The sequence below is a fragment of the Micromonospora sp. LA-10 genome, from assembly GCF_051853095.1.
In the GTDB taxonomy this organism is placed as follows: domain Bacteria; phylum Actinomycetota; class Actinomycetes; order Mycobacteriales; family Micromonosporaceae; genus Micromonospora; species Micromonospora echinospora_A.
Genome location: NZ_CP195710.1, coordinates 4,264,092 through 4,276,262, shown reverse-complemented (window position 1 = coordinate 4,276,262; position 12,171 = coordinate 4,264,092). Strand labels below are relative to the sequence as shown.

The following is a 12,171-nucleotide window of genomic DNA, read 5'->3' as shown; positions in this document are numbered from 1 at the left end:
CACTCTAAGGCTAGAGCTGCGGCGTGGTCAGATCGCGCAGCAGCCGGTCCTCCTCGACCCGCCAGTACCCGTGTTCCTTGCCGTCGAGCAGCACCACCGGCAGCCGGTCGCCGTAGTCGCGCTCCATCTCCAGGTCGCCGGTGACGTCCCGCTCCACCCAGCGGTCACCGGTGACCGCCACCACCCGGTCGAGCGCGGCCTTCGCGTCGTCGCACAGGTGGCAGCCGGCCCGGGTGATCAGGATGAGCCTCGGGTCACTGGACATCGGAAACCTCCGTGCGGGTCTCGGTCGGCGGCGACGGCGACGGCACCGCGGGCGCCGGGCGCAGCTCGGTCTTGCGTACCTTCCCGATCGCCGAGTACGGCAGGCTGTCGACGAACTCGACGGCGGTCGGGCACTTGAACCGGGCCAGGTTACGCGCGCAGTGGGCGAGCAGATCGTCCGCCGTCACCGGCGGGCCGGCCGCCCGCACCACGTACGCCCGCACAGTCTCGCCGGTCCGCGGATGCGGCACGCCGAGGACCGCCGACTCGGCCACCCCGGGGTGCGCCTGGAGCACCAGCTCCACCTCGTGCGGGTAGACGTTGAAGCCGTTGACGAGGATCAGCTCGCCGAGCCGGTCGACCAGGAACAGGTCGCCGTCGCCGTCGGCGTACGCGACGTCGCCGGTGGCCCACCAGCCGTCCGGGTCCGGCCCGCCCCGCCCGTCCGGCCAGTAACCGGCGAACAGGTTCGGACCGCGTACCACGATCTGCCCGGGGTCGGTGCCGGCCAGCTCGTCGGAGAGGTCCATCTCGTCGTCGTCGGGCTCGTCGGCGGGGACCCCGTCGCGCCACAGCTCGGCGCCGTCGGCGCCGGTCAGGCGCAGCTCGACGCCGGGCAGCGGGCGGCCGATCGAGCCGGGCTTCGGCTCACCGCCGACGAGCGTCGAGGTGAGCACGGGCGCGGTCTCGGTGAGCCCGTAGCCGACGTGCACCGGGTGCCCGGTCAGCTCGGTGAAACGCGCGCCGACGGCCGGCGGCAGCGGCGCCGCGCCGCACACCGCGACGCGCACCGAGGTCAGCGCCGCGGCCGGGTCACGCTCCGCCTCGGCCCAGGTCAGGAACATCGACGGTACGCCGACGAGCACCGTGACGCGGTGCCGCGCGATCTCGTCCAGCGTCCCCGCGGCGGGCTCGTCGACGAGTACCCCGGTCGCGCCGTGCCGCACCACGGCGCCGAGCGCGGTGTTGAGCCCGTACGCGTGGAACAGCGGGAGCGCGAGCAGCACGACGTCGTCGGGGCCGACCACCGGCGGCTCGATCCGGTCGGTCTGGTCGTGGTTGGCGGCGAGCGCGCGGTGCGACAGCATCGCGCCCTTGGGCCGCCCCTCGGTGCCGGAGGTGTAGAGCAGGACGGCGAGGTCGTCGCCGGAGCGGGCCGGGAACCGGACCGGCCCGGCGTCGCCGCCCACCGGCGGCGCGGTGTGCACGGCGCGCAGCGCGGGCAGTTCGGCGCGGTCCACCCGGCCGGTCACCTCGGGCGCACCGACCAGCACCGCGGCGCCGGAGTCGGCGAGCACGTGCCGCAGCTCGCGGGCGGTGAGCGCGGGGTTGACCGGTACGGCGACCAGGCCGGCCCGCAGCGCGGCGAGGTAGGTGACCACGAAGTCCGGGGTGTTACCGAACGCGACAGCCACCCGGGGTGGATGCCCCGGTCCGGCGGCCGGCGCGTCGGCGAGCAGCGCGCGGGCGGTGTCGGTGACCGCGTCGTCCAGCTCGGACCAGGTGAGCGTCCGCTCGCGCCAGTGCAGCGCGGCCCGGTCGCCCCGTTCGGTGGCGGCCCGGCGGACCCGGTCGGCGAGGTTCGGCGCGGAGCTTTCGGCGGCGTCCTGCACGGTGGCTGAGTCTGGCACAGCCGCGTCCGCCGGACCATGCCCGGACACGGCGCCGGGTCCGCCACACGGGACTGGGAATGCAGTACGGTGGGATTCCCCAGCACGGGATAACGATCTCCAACGGCGTGCGCCGCGCAGCCCGGGGCGACCCGCGCGAGCCACTTTCGCGACACGCCGAGCGGAAAGAAAATCTGCTCCGACCAGGACTTTCCACTGCGGACCACGATCCGGTGCGAAAGTCAACCACACGCGACGGACAACGGGTCCGCCATCCGTGCGATCCGGCGGGAAATACTTCCGCTCTGTGTAACGGACTTGCCACGCGTGGGTGACGTTGGCCCTATCATCACTCGGGTCGGCTCACCCCATTTGCCGTGAGTCGACACCCCTCAGCCCGAGGAGGCCCCCGTGCCCGTCAGCGCATTGGACCAGCACCTCAAGGGGATCTGCCGCCCGTCGGCACGTCCCGACCCGGCCACGCCCGGCCGGGTTCCACCCGGTCCCCCGGCGCCACAGTGGCGCCCGGCGCAGTCGCTCCCGACTCGGACCGGGGAGGCGCGGTGACCACCTTCGGTTACGCCGAACGGCCGGCCGGCGTCACCGGCCCGACCCAGCGCAACCCGCTCAACGAGCGCGCCGACCCACCTCCCCGCGGCACCGACGGCCAGATCGCGGTACGCGGCGAGGGGCGGCGCGTACGCAGCCGCGCGCACCACACGAACGAGGCGCCGGCACGCCCCGCGACGCCCGGCGGCAACGCGAAGCCCGCGGCCAACCGGCTCGGCAGCCCGGCCCGCCCCACCATGCCGGCCCAGGCACGGCGCGGCGACGCGGCGACCGGCGCAGAGCCCTCCGCCGCGGAGACCGCGGTCCTGCCGGCGGTGACCACCGGCGACACCGCAGTCCTGCCCGCCGTGCCGGCCGCCACGACCGCCACCGGTTTCCCCAGCCGCCCCGACCCGTCCGACCCGGCCACCGAGGTGTGGACGCTCGTCGAACGCGCGCAGGCAGGCGAGTCCGAGGCGTTCGGGCTGATCTACGACAGGTACGTCGACACGGTGTTCCGGTTCGTCTACTTCCGGGTCGGCAACCGCCAGCTCGCCGAGGACCTCACCTCCGACACGTTCCTGCGCGCGCTCAAGCGGATCGGCAGCTTCACCTGGCAGGGGCGCGACCTCGGCGCCTGGCTGGTCACCATCGCCCGCAACCTGGTCGCCGACCACTTCAAGTCGGGGCGCTACCGGCTGGAGGTGACCACCGGCGACGTCCTCGACGCCGACCGGGAGGACCGCGGGCCGGAGGGCAGCCCGGAGGCCGCGGTGGTGGAGCACATCACCAACGTCGCCCTGCTCAGCGCCGTCAAGCAGCTCAACCCGGAGCAGCAGGAGTGCATCGTGCTGCGGTTCCTGCAGGGCTTCTCGGTGGCCGAGACGGCCCGGGCCATGGGCAAGAACGAGGGCGCCATCAAGGCCCTCCAGTACCGGGCGGTGCGGGCCCTGGCCCGGCTACTGCCCGACGGCTTCCACTCCTGAGCGACAGCCCCACATCCGTCCCCTCACCGGCGCTGTCGCCGGGCGCTGTCGCGTGCCCGACGCGCCACGCAGGCCGATCACTCTTGGTGATTTCGCCGCCGCCCCAGCCGTAACCGTCCACCGGCGCGGTCCGTTTCTCCGGGTGCGACCAGTGGTTGTCCCGGCGTCCCCCGGGCCACCCGGTCCGGCGGGTCAGGTCGGCCGTCCCGGTCGGCTCTGCGCCACACGCTGCCACCGGTCGCTGGTGACGACGACGGCCGCCCGGCCGTGACCAGCGAGAGGGGGTGCCGCCGTGGACAGCGACCTCTTCTCCCGTCGGCGGGCCGAGCGCTTCGCGCAACTCCTCGACGAGGCCAACGGCGGACGCCGGCACCACGTCCGGTCCAAGGCGGACGGTGAACTCACCGCGCTCGTCGAGGTGAGCCGCCGGCTCACCGCCGAAGGGCCCGACGCCGAGCCGCGCGCCGAGTTCCGCACCGGACTGCGGGCGATGCTCGTGGCCACCGCCGAACGCGAGGGCATCGGCGCTCCGGCCAAGCCCGCCCCCACCGGGGTACGCGGCACGCTGCTGCCCGCGATCACCGGGCGCCGGGCGCGGGCCCGGGGCGCGATCCTGGTCGGCGTGGCCGCCGGCGCGATCGCCCTCTCCGGGATCTCCGCAGCCAGCGAGAACGCGCTGCCCGGTGACGCCCTGTACGGGATGAAGCGCTCCACCGAGCGCGCCCAGCTCGCGCTCGCCAGCTCGGACATCAGCCGCGGCCAGCTCTTCCTCGACTTCGCCCGCACCCGGCTCGACGAAGCCGCCTCGGTGCGCGACGACCGGCTCGGCTTCAGCGCCGTCCTCGACGACATGGACGCGGACACCCGCCAGGGCGTACGCCTGCTGACCACCGTCGCCGCGCAGCGCTCCGACCCGGCGGCGCTGGACGCGGTGGACACGTTCCTCGCCGGCCAGCGCCGGGTGGTCAGCGGCCTGCTGGACCGTCCCGACCACGCCGACCGGGAGCGCACCCGGCGCTCGCTGGCGCTGCTCGACGCGGCCGGCAAACGCGCCGACGCGCTGCGCGAGGCGATCGCCTGCGGGCTGCCCGCGCCGCAGGCCAGCGACGCGCTCGGGCCCGCCCCGGCCGCCTGCCCGGCCGACCGCTGAGCGCGGACGCCGACCGCACCACACTTCTCCCGGCGGACACGCACCCGTCACACCCTGCCGGATACGCTCGACGCGGAGGGCGTACGCGGTCGTCGAGGCAGGGAGGTCACCGTGGCCGGCACCCGGAAGGTGACCGTCAGCACCGACGCGCACGGGCACACCGCGGGCTGGTCCGAGACCTCGTCGGCGCCCGCGACCACGGTTCCGCCCGACCCGACGGCTGCCGCCTTCTTCGACGTGGACAACACGATGATGCAGGGCGCCTCGATCTACTGGTTCGCCCGTGGGCTGGCCGCCCGGAAGTACTTCACCACCGGAGACCTGGCCCGCTTCGCCTGGCAGCAGGCCCGGTTCCGGCTGCTCGCCACCGAGCACGCGGGTGACATGTCCCAGGCCAAGGAGGCCGCGCTCGCCTTCGTCCAGGGCTGGCGGGTGGACGACATCGAGCGCCTCGCCGACGAGATCTTCGACGAGCTGATGGCCCCGCGCATCTGGGCCGGCACCCGCCGCCTAGCCCAGCGTCACCTCGACGCGGGTGAGCGGGTCTGGCTGGTCAGCGCCGCCCCGGTCGAGATCGGCCGGGTGATCGCCGCCCGGCTCGGCCTGACCGGCGCGATCGGCACGGTGGCCGAGGTGGTCGACGGCGCGTACACCGGACGGCTGGTCGGCGACCTGATGCACGGTCCGGCGAAGGCCGAGGCGGTGACCCAGCTCGCCGCCGTCGAAGGGCTGGACCTCGACCGGTGCGCCGCCTACAGCGACTCGGCAAACGACCTGCCGATGCTCTCTGCCGTCGGCCGCGCGGTGGCGGTGAACCCCGATCCGGCGCTGCTGCGGCAGGCCCGCGAGCAGGGCTGGGACGTGCGCGACTTCCGCACCGGGCGGCGGGCCGTACGCATCGCTGTGCCCTCCACCGCCGCCGCCGGGCTGCTCGCCGGCGCGGTCACGGCCGGCCTGGCGCTGCACCGGCGCCGGCACCGCGAGGTCTGAGCCCGCACCGACCGCTCAGGGCCCGAACGGGTCGGGGCGGCGTTCGAGCAGCTTGTGCAGCGTCTGCTGGATCGTCTCCCGCACCTGGTCGGCGAGGTTGAACACCACCAGCGGGTCGTCCGCGGAGTCACGCAGGTGCGCGGTCGGGATCGGCGGGCAGAACTCGATCAGCCACTTGCTCGGCAGCGGCACCATGCCCAGCGGCCCGAGCCAGGGGAACGTCGGCGTGACCGGGAAGTACGGCAGTTTGAGCAGCCGGGCCAGCGGCTTGATGTCGGCGAGCATCGGATAGATCTCCTCGCCGCCGACGATCGCCACCGGCACGATCGGCTTACCGGTGCGCAGCGCGGCGGAGACGAACCCGCCCCGGCCGAAGCGCTGGAGCTTGTAACGGTCGGAGTAGAGCTTGCCGACCCCCTTGAAGCCCTCCGGGAACACGCCCACCAGTTCCCCGTTGCCGAGCAGCCGCTCCGCGTCCGGGCTGCACGCCACGGTGCCGCCGGTCTTGCGGGCTATCTCGGACACGACGGGCATCCGGAACACCAGGTCGGCGCCGAGCAGCCGCAGGTAGCGGCGCGCCGGGTGCTGGTCGTGCAGCGCGGTGGAGAGGATCAGCGCGTCGAGCGCCACGGTGCCGGAGTGGTTGCCCACGACCAGGCCCGCGCCCTCGGCCGGTACGTGCTCGATGCCGCTGACCTCGGTGCGGAACCAGTCCCGGTAGAGCAGCCGCACGAGCGGGTGGACGACCGCGTCGGTCAGGTCGGGGTCGAAGCCGAACTCGTCGACCTCGTAGTCACCGGCGAGCCGCCGCCGCAGGAACGCCAGGCCCTGGGCCACCTTGCGGTCCCAGTGGTCGCCCGGCCGGTCGGCCACCGCCGGTGCGGGCGGCGTGTCACCGGCCGGCTCGTCACTCACCGGGGCCGGCTTCGCGACGGCCTTCTTCGCCACGGCCTTCTTGGCCACCGTCTTCTTCGCCACGGCCTTCTTCGCGACCGTCTTCTTGGCCACGGTCTTCTCGGCCGCCGGGCGGTGCGCCGCCGGGCCCGGGGCGACCGTCCCGGCGCCGGGCTCGTCGGCGGAGGTGTCCGGCTCGTCGGCCGGGTCCACCGGCGCGGCCGGGCGGGCGGACGGCGCGGTCACCCGGCGGTGTCCGTTGCGCCGCGCCGGCTCCGCGCCCGGTCCGGGCACGTCCAGCGGTACGTCGTAGCGCGCGTCGCGCCGCTCCTCCGGGCTGCTCACGAACGCTCCCGTACGGTCGAGCGGACCTGCCGGATGCTCTCCAGCACCAACTGCTCGGCCGCGGCCAACTGGTCCCGGGTCACCACGACGCCGCCGTGGTGGGCGCGGATGAAGTCGTCGAAAGCGGCGGCGGTCGAGCGGGGCGTGAAGCCGAACTCCCGCTCCAGCCGGCTGGTGTCCACCACCCGGCCGTGCACGAACAGGTCCACCTGGTCCAGGCCGTACCGGCCAAAGCCCAGGCTGCGGGCGATCGCGGCGACCCCGGCCAGGCCCGGCTCCAGCACCGGCACCGCCACCCGGCCGGCCCGGCGGATCGCCTGCGACAGCGACAGCACGCCCGGCCCGGCGACGTTGTACGTGCCCGGGTGGTCCTCGGCGACCGACCGGTGCAGCACCTCCAGCGCGTCGTCGAAGTGCACGAACTGCAGGCGCGGGTCACGGCCGAAGACGGTGGGCACCACCGGCTGGGAGAAGTATCGGGTGAGCGTGGTGTCGGCGGCGTACCCGATGAACGGCGCGAAGCGCAGCACTGTCGCGGTGACGTCGGGCCGGCGGCGGCGGAACCCGCGCACGTACCCCTCGATGTCGAGTATGTCGCGGCCGAAACCGCCGCGCGGCACCTCGCGGGGCTCGGTCTCCTCGGTGAAGACGGCCGGATCGCGGAACGACACCCCGTACGCGGCGGTGGACGAGCGGACCACGAGCTTCCGCAGCCGGGGCGCGCGCTGCGCGGCGGCGAGCATCTGCATCGTGCCGATGACGTTCTGTTCCTTCATCCCCGACCGGCCGCCCTGCTGCGGGTCGGGGGAGGTGACGAGCGCGAGGTGCACCACGGCGTCGACGTCGAGGTCGGCCAGGAGGCCGCCGAGCGAGTCCAGGTCGAGACGGACCCGTTCCACGTCGGTGAGCAGGTCGGCCAGCTCGGGGTTGGGCGGGGTCGGATCGACCCCGATGACCCGCTCGATCCGCGGGTCGGCGGCGAGCCGTGCGGCGACGTGCGCGCCGAGCCAGCGACCGACTCCGGTGACGACGACGACCCCCGGGGCACCGGAGGTGTCACCGGGGGTCATGTCGTGCGCCTTGCGCGGCAGGCAGGATCGAGCCGGGACGTCCGCGGCCTGATCACCTGAGCCTCCGAGGGTCGACAGTTGGCAAGTGGTGCCGGGAGCCGGGCCAGTGCCCGGCCCCGGTCACTTGCCGAGACGGCGACGCTGGACGCGGGTCTTGCGCAGCAGCTTGCGGTGCTTCTTCTTAGCCATGCGCTTGCGGCGCTTCTTGACCACCGAGCCCATACGACAGCCTTTCGATGCAACGTTCGGGGCGGACCGGAAGACACCACCGCCGGTGGCGCCTTGACCGCTTGCGGACAACGGACCGGACCAGCGTGGTGGGCAGGGCACACCAGAGGGCGATCACGGTCGTGGTCCAGCCTAACCGGAGTGCGTCAGCAGGACCAACGCGCCCCCGTCGATGCCCCTTTTCGTCGCACTCGGCGGACCGGCCCGCTGAGTGGTCAGGCGGACTCCTGGAAGGCGCCCCGGAGGTATTCGTGCACGGCGTGCTCGGGCACCCGGAACGAGCGGCCGACCCGCACCGCGGTCAGCTCACCGCTGTGCACGAGACGGTAGACCGTCATCTTGGAGACCCGCATGACCGTCGCCACCTCGGCGACGGTCAGGAACCTGACATCCGACAGCCGTGCGTCGGACTGCGACCCGGCCATGGCTCACCGACCCATTCCCGTGCCCGGCGCGTGTCACCGGGCAGGTGCTCCCGCCTCGACGAGCGACGCGCGTGTAACCAGTACGGTAGCGGGACGGCTGTGACCTGCGCGATCCCTTCCACCCTTTGATCATGGCGAGGCGGCCGTTCACCCGATGTCCACCAGGGGTTTTTCGCCCGGACGGGTGTCTCGTCCGATCCGGGGTGACCCGGCTACTCGGCGCGCAGCGCCACCACCGGGTCGAGCCGGCCCGCCCGCTGCGCCGGCACCACGCCGAAGACGATGCCGACCGCCGCGGAGACGCCGAACGCCAGCGCCAGCGACCACCAGGTGATCGCCGCCGGGATCGGGGAGACCGCGTCCACGAGCAGGGCGGTGCCCACGCCCAGCGCCATCCCGGTCAGGCCGCCGACCGAGGTGAGCAGCACCGCCTCCAGCAGGAACTGCACCCCGATGTCCCGGGGGCGGGCGCCGACCGCCTTGCGCAGGCCGATCTCGCGGGTCCGTTCGCGTACCGAGACCAGCATGATGTTGGAGACGCCGACGCCGCCCACCAGCAGCGAGATGCCCGCGATGGCTGCCAGTACGCCGGTGAGCACACCCAGGATGTCGCCGAGCACGCCGAGGATCTGCCGCTGCGTGACGGCGCTGAACTCGGTGTCCGGGTGCCGGCGGGACAACTCCGCGACGATCCGCTCGCCGAGTTCGTCGATCCGCTCCCGGTCCGGCGCCTTGACCGCGATGCCGTCGATGCGCTGGGTGCCCCAGAGCCGTTGCGCCGCCGTCACCGGCACGTGCACCTCGTCGTCCCGGTCCACGCCGAGGCTCTGCCCGAGCGGCGCGAAGACGCCGATCACCCGGAACCGCACCCCGGCCAGCGTGACCTGCTGACCGAGCGGGTCGCGGTCGGGAAAGAGCGCCCGGGCCACCGAGTCGCCGAGCACCGCCACCCGGCGGCTGGTGTCCACGTCCGCCCCGGTCAGGTAGCGGCCCCGCGACAGCGACCTGGTGAACACCGACGGGGTGGTCTCCAGCACGCCCTGCACGGTGGTGAAGTCGGACCGGTTGCCGGCCCGCGCGGTCGCCCCGGAGGCCACGGTCACCGCCACCCGCCCGGGGTCGCCGACCACCCGGGAGACGGCGTCTGCGTCGCTGAGGTCCAGCGGCGAGACCACCGGCGCGTTGCCCACCTCGATCCGGCCCGGCACCACCAGCAGCAGGTTCGAGCCGAGCCCTTCGACCTGCTGCTCGACCTGCTGTTTGGTGCCGGTGCCGATGGCCACCAGGATCACCACCGAGGCCACCCCGATGATCACCCCGAGCATGGTCAGCACGCTGCGCAGCCGGTTGGCCCGCAGCGCGTCCCACGCCACCCGCCACGCCTCGGCCAGCCTCATCCGGCGTCTCCCCGCGGAAGGCGCCCGGTGGCACCGGCGGCGCCACCGGAGCCACCGGGCGGGTGCCCCGGACCGTTTCCGGACACGGACCGGGGCTCCGCGCTGGGAGCGGGGTCCAGTGTCGCAGGTGCGCCGGAACCCTCCGACGGCGGTCGATCATGAGCGCTGTCCGAGCGGATCAGTCCGTCCCGCACCGCGATCCGCCGGCGCGCCCGGGCGGCCACCTCCTGGTCGTGGGTCACCATCACCAGCGCCACCCCGGACTCGGCGTTCAACTGTTCCAGCAACTCCAGCACCGCCTCGCCGGTGGCACTGTCCAGATTGCCGGTCGGCTCGTCGGCGAGCAGCACCGCCGGTTCGGTGACCAGCGCCCGGGCGATCGCCACCCGCTGCTGCTCGCCGCCGGAGAGCTGGTTGGGCCGGTGGTGCAGCCGGTGGCCGAGCCCCACCCGGCCCAGCATCGCCGCCGCCCGCTCCCGCCGCTGCCGCGCCCCGACACCCCGGTAGACCAGCGGCAACGCCACGTTGTCCACAGCCGACGTACGGGCCAGCAGGTGGAACGCCTGGAACACGAAACCGATCGTCTCGTTGCGCAGCGTCGCCAGTTCCGGGGCGGTGAGCGTGGTGACGTCCCGGCCACCGATCACCAGCCGGCCGCCGCTGGGCCGGTCCAGCCCGCCGAGCAGGTGCATGAGCGTCGACTTGCCCGAGCCGGACGGGCCGATCACCGCCACGTACTCGCCCTGGTCGATGGTGAGCGACACCCCGCGCAGCGCGGACACCGAGACGCCGTCCAACTCGTACGTGCGCCAGACGTCGACAGCCTCGATCGCCGGGCCCGTCACCGCAGTTCCTGGCCGTCGCGCACCTGGTCGGCGCCGCGTACCACCACCCGGTCGCCGGCCCGTACGCCGTCGACGATCTGCACCAGATCCTGCCCCTGCACGCCGACGGTCACCGGCACCCGGTCGGCCCGGCCGTCCCGCAGCACCCAGACCGCGTCCCGCCCGTCGGCGGAGAAGACCGCCGAGGCCGGCACCGCCACCGCGTCGGCGGCCTCCCGCACCCGCAGCCGCACCACCGCGTTCATGCCGGGACGGGGCGCCGGGGCGGCCTCGGTCTCACCGAGGCGGCCGGCGCCCAGGTCGAGCCGGACCCGGTAGGTGACGCCGCCGCGCGCCGAACTGCTCGGCAGCACGTCGACCGACCGCACAGTGGCGTCGTACGTCGCGCCGGTCACCGCGTCCAGCTCGACCGACGCGGGCACGCCCGCCCGGACCAGCAGCACGTCGGTCTCGTCCACCTCGGCGAGCAGGCCGAGCCGGCCGGTGTCCACCACTGTGAGCACCGGTGTGCCGGCGGTGACCCGGCCACCGGCCGGAATCGCGTCGTCCACCCCGGGCGGCGGGCCGCCCTGCCCGCCCGCACCAAGCGCCGACGGGTCGAGACCGGGCACCGCCGTGCCACCGGCCGCCCCGAGCAGCCCGGCCAGATCGGCCGACGCCGCCGCCCGGGTGCCGCCCGGCTGCACCACACCGGAGATCGGCGCGCGCAGCGTCAACGCGTCCACTGTCGCCTTCGCCAGGTCGTACGCCTGCTGGGCCTGGAGTCGCTGCGCGGCCGACAGCGCGCCGACGGCGCTGTTCAGGCCGGCCACGCCGCGCTGCACCTGGGCGACCGCCCGGTCGGCGGCGCGGGCGGCCGACTCGTACTGCCGCTGCGCCGATTGGACCTGGAGCAGCAGCGCGGCGCGTACCTGCGGGTCGCCGACCTTGCCCGCGGCGGCGCGGGCGGCGGCGAACGCCTCGCCGGCGGCCCGGTCGGTACCGCGCCGGCTGCCGCCCAGGTCGCCGGTCCCGGCGCCGCGGCCGGCCCGCTTCGCCGCGCGCAGCGCCTCCCGTGCCTGCGCCAGGCGCTCCCGGGCGGACGGCGAGTCGATCACCGCGAGGACCTGCCCGCGGCTGACCCGCGCTCCGGGCTGGACCCGCAGGCCGGCGAGCGTGCCGTCGGCGGGTGCGGTGAGGGTGGCGGCGGCCCGTGCGGTCACAGTGGCCGGCGCGTCGATCACCTCGCTGACCGGCGCGCGGCCCACCTCGGCGACGGTGACCGCCGGGGCCTCGTCGCCGCAGGAGGCGGCGGTGGCGCCGGTGAGGGCGAGGACGGCGAGCAGCGCGGTGACGAGACGGGGGCGGCGGGCCGCGGGCAGCCGCGGCGAGGGAGTGCGGGCCACCCGGCCCATGCTACGACCCCGTCGACAGCCGTC

At 74.6% G+C, this 12,171-nt stretch carries 12 protein-coding genes; 3 read left to right on the top strand and 9 right to left on the bottom strand.

Features of this window, described 5'->3' with window-relative positions; translation table 11 throughout:
* Window positions 1–10: 10 nt before the first annotated feature.
* Complete coding sequence (locus ACSDG8_RS20245) at window positions 11–265, bottom strand: glutaredoxin family protein (protein ID WP_210896852.1); 255 nt, start codon at window positions 263–265, stop codon at window positions 11–13.
* Window positions 255–1,925 (bottom strand): AMP-binding protein, encoded by a 1,671-nt coding sequence (locus ACSDG8_RS20240; protein ID WP_210896854.1) that lies wholly within the window; start codon window positions 1,923–1,925, stop codon window positions 255–257. The genes ACSDG8_RS20245 and ACSDG8_RS20240 overlap by 11 nt, the downstream gene beginning before the upstream one ends.
* Window positions 1,926–2,437: 512 nt before the next feature.
* Here ACSDG8_RS20240 and ACSDG8_RS20235 point away from each other — a divergent pair.
* From ACSDG8_RS20235 to ACSDG8_RS20225, 3 genes are all read left to right on the top strand, one after another.
* Complete coding sequence (locus tag ACSDG8_RS20235) at window positions 2,438–3,409, top strand: ECF subfamily RNA polymerase sigma factor, BldN family (protein WP_210896856.1); 972 nt, start codon at window positions 2,438–2,440, stop codon at window positions 3,407–3,409.
* 292 nt (window positions 3,410–3,701) lie between these two features.
* Window positions 3,702–4,559 carry a DUF5667 domain-containing protein gene (locus ACSDG8_RS20230; protein ID WP_210896858.1) on the top strand — a complete coding sequence of 286 codons (858 nt, stop codon included), beginning with the start codon at window positions 3,702–3,704 and terminating at the stop codon, window positions 4,557–4,559.
* Between the two features lie 111 nt (window positions 4,560–4,670).
* Window positions 4,671–5,549 carry an HAD family hydrolase gene (locus tag ACSDG8_RS20225; protein WP_210896860.1) on the top strand — a complete coding sequence of 293 codons (879 nt, stop codon included), beginning with the start codon at window positions 4,671–4,673 and terminating at the stop codon, window positions 5,547–5,549.
* A gap of 15 nt (window positions 5,550–5,564) precedes the next feature.
* Here ACSDG8_RS20225 and ACSDG8_RS20220 read toward each other — a convergent pair whose 3' ends face one another.
* From ACSDG8_RS20220 to ACSDG8_RS20190, 7 genes are all read right to left on the bottom strand, one after another.
* Window positions 5,565–6,464: a lysophospholipid acyltransferase family protein gene (locus ACSDG8_RS20220; protein WP_307856128.1), complete on the bottom strand. Its 900-nt coding sequence runs from the start codon at window positions 6,462–6,464 to the stop codon at window positions 5,565–5,567.
* A 320-nt stretch (window positions 6,465–6,784) separates the two neighbouring features.
* Window positions 6,785–7,858, bottom strand: coding sequence for an NAD-dependent epimerase/dehydratase family protein (locus ACSDG8_RS20215; RefSeq protein WP_210896862.1), 1,074 nt, complete (start codon window positions 7,856–7,858; stop codon window positions 6,785–6,787).
* Window positions 7,859–7,978: 120 nt separating this feature from the next.
* Entirely contained in the window at window positions 7,979–8,080 is a 102-nt protein-coding gene (locus tag ACSDG8_RS20210) for a 30S ribosomal protein bS22 (RefSeq protein ID WP_007465623.1), read from the bottom strand.
* A gap of 221 nt (window positions 8,081–8,301) precedes the next feature.
* Window positions 8,302–8,511 (bottom strand): helix-turn-helix domain-containing protein, encoded by a 210-nt coding sequence (locus ACSDG8_RS20205; RefSeq protein ID WP_013288759.1) that lies wholly within the window; start codon window positions 8,509–8,511, stop codon window positions 8,302–8,304.
* Between the two features lie 212 nt (window positions 8,512–8,723).
* Complete coding sequence (locus ACSDG8_RS20200; protein ID WP_210942540.1) at window positions 8,724–9,908, bottom strand: ABC transporter permease; 1,185 nt, start codon at window positions 9,906–9,908, stop codon at window positions 8,724–8,726.
* The gene (locus ACSDG8_RS20195) at window positions 9,905–10,753 is read right to left on the bottom strand and encodes an ABC transporter ATP-binding protein (RefSeq protein ID WP_210942541.1); all 849 of its coding nucleotides are present in this window, start codon (window positions 10,751–10,753) and stop codon (window positions 9,905–9,907) included. The genes ACSDG8_RS20200 and ACSDG8_RS20195 overlap by 4 nt, the downstream gene beginning before the upstream one ends.
* Entirely contained in the window at window positions 10,750–12,147 is a 1,398-nt protein-coding gene (locus ACSDG8_RS20190; protein WP_210896868.1) for an efflux RND transporter periplasmic adaptor subunit, read from the bottom strand. The genes ACSDG8_RS20195 and ACSDG8_RS20190 overlap by 4 nt, the downstream gene beginning before the upstream one ends.
* Window positions 12,148–12,171 lie beyond the last annotated feature (24 nt).

What these genes read in the sequence shown, in the direction of transcription:
- ACSDG8_RS20205 (WP_013288759.1), bottom strand. Translation starts at nt 8,511, where the DNA reads ATGGCCGGGTCGCAGTCCGACGCACGGCTGTCGGATGTCAGGTTCCTG.
- ACSDG8_RS20245 (WP_210896852.1), bottom strand. Translation starts at nt 265, where the DNA reads ATGTCCAGTGACCCGAGGCTCATCCTGATCACCCGGGCCGGCTGCCAC.
- ACSDG8_RS20200 (WP_210942540.1), bottom strand. Translation starts at nt 9,908, where the DNA reads ATGAGGCTGGCCGAGGCGTGGCGGGTGGCGTGGGACGCGCTGCGGGCC.
- ACSDG8_RS20190 (WP_210896868.1), bottom strand. Translation starts at nt 12,147, where the DNA reads ATGGGCCGGGTGGCCCGCACTCCCTCGCCGCGGCTGCCCGCGGCCCGC.
- ACSDG8_RS20210 (WP_007465623.1), bottom strand. Translation starts at nt 8,080, where the DNA reads ATGGGCTCGGTGGTCAAGAAGCGCCGCAAGCGCATGGCTAAGAAGAAG.
- ACSDG8_RS20215 (WP_210896862.1), bottom strand. Translation starts at nt 7,858, where the DNA reads ATGACCCCCGGTGACACCTCCGGTGCCCCGGGGGTCGTCGTCGTCACC.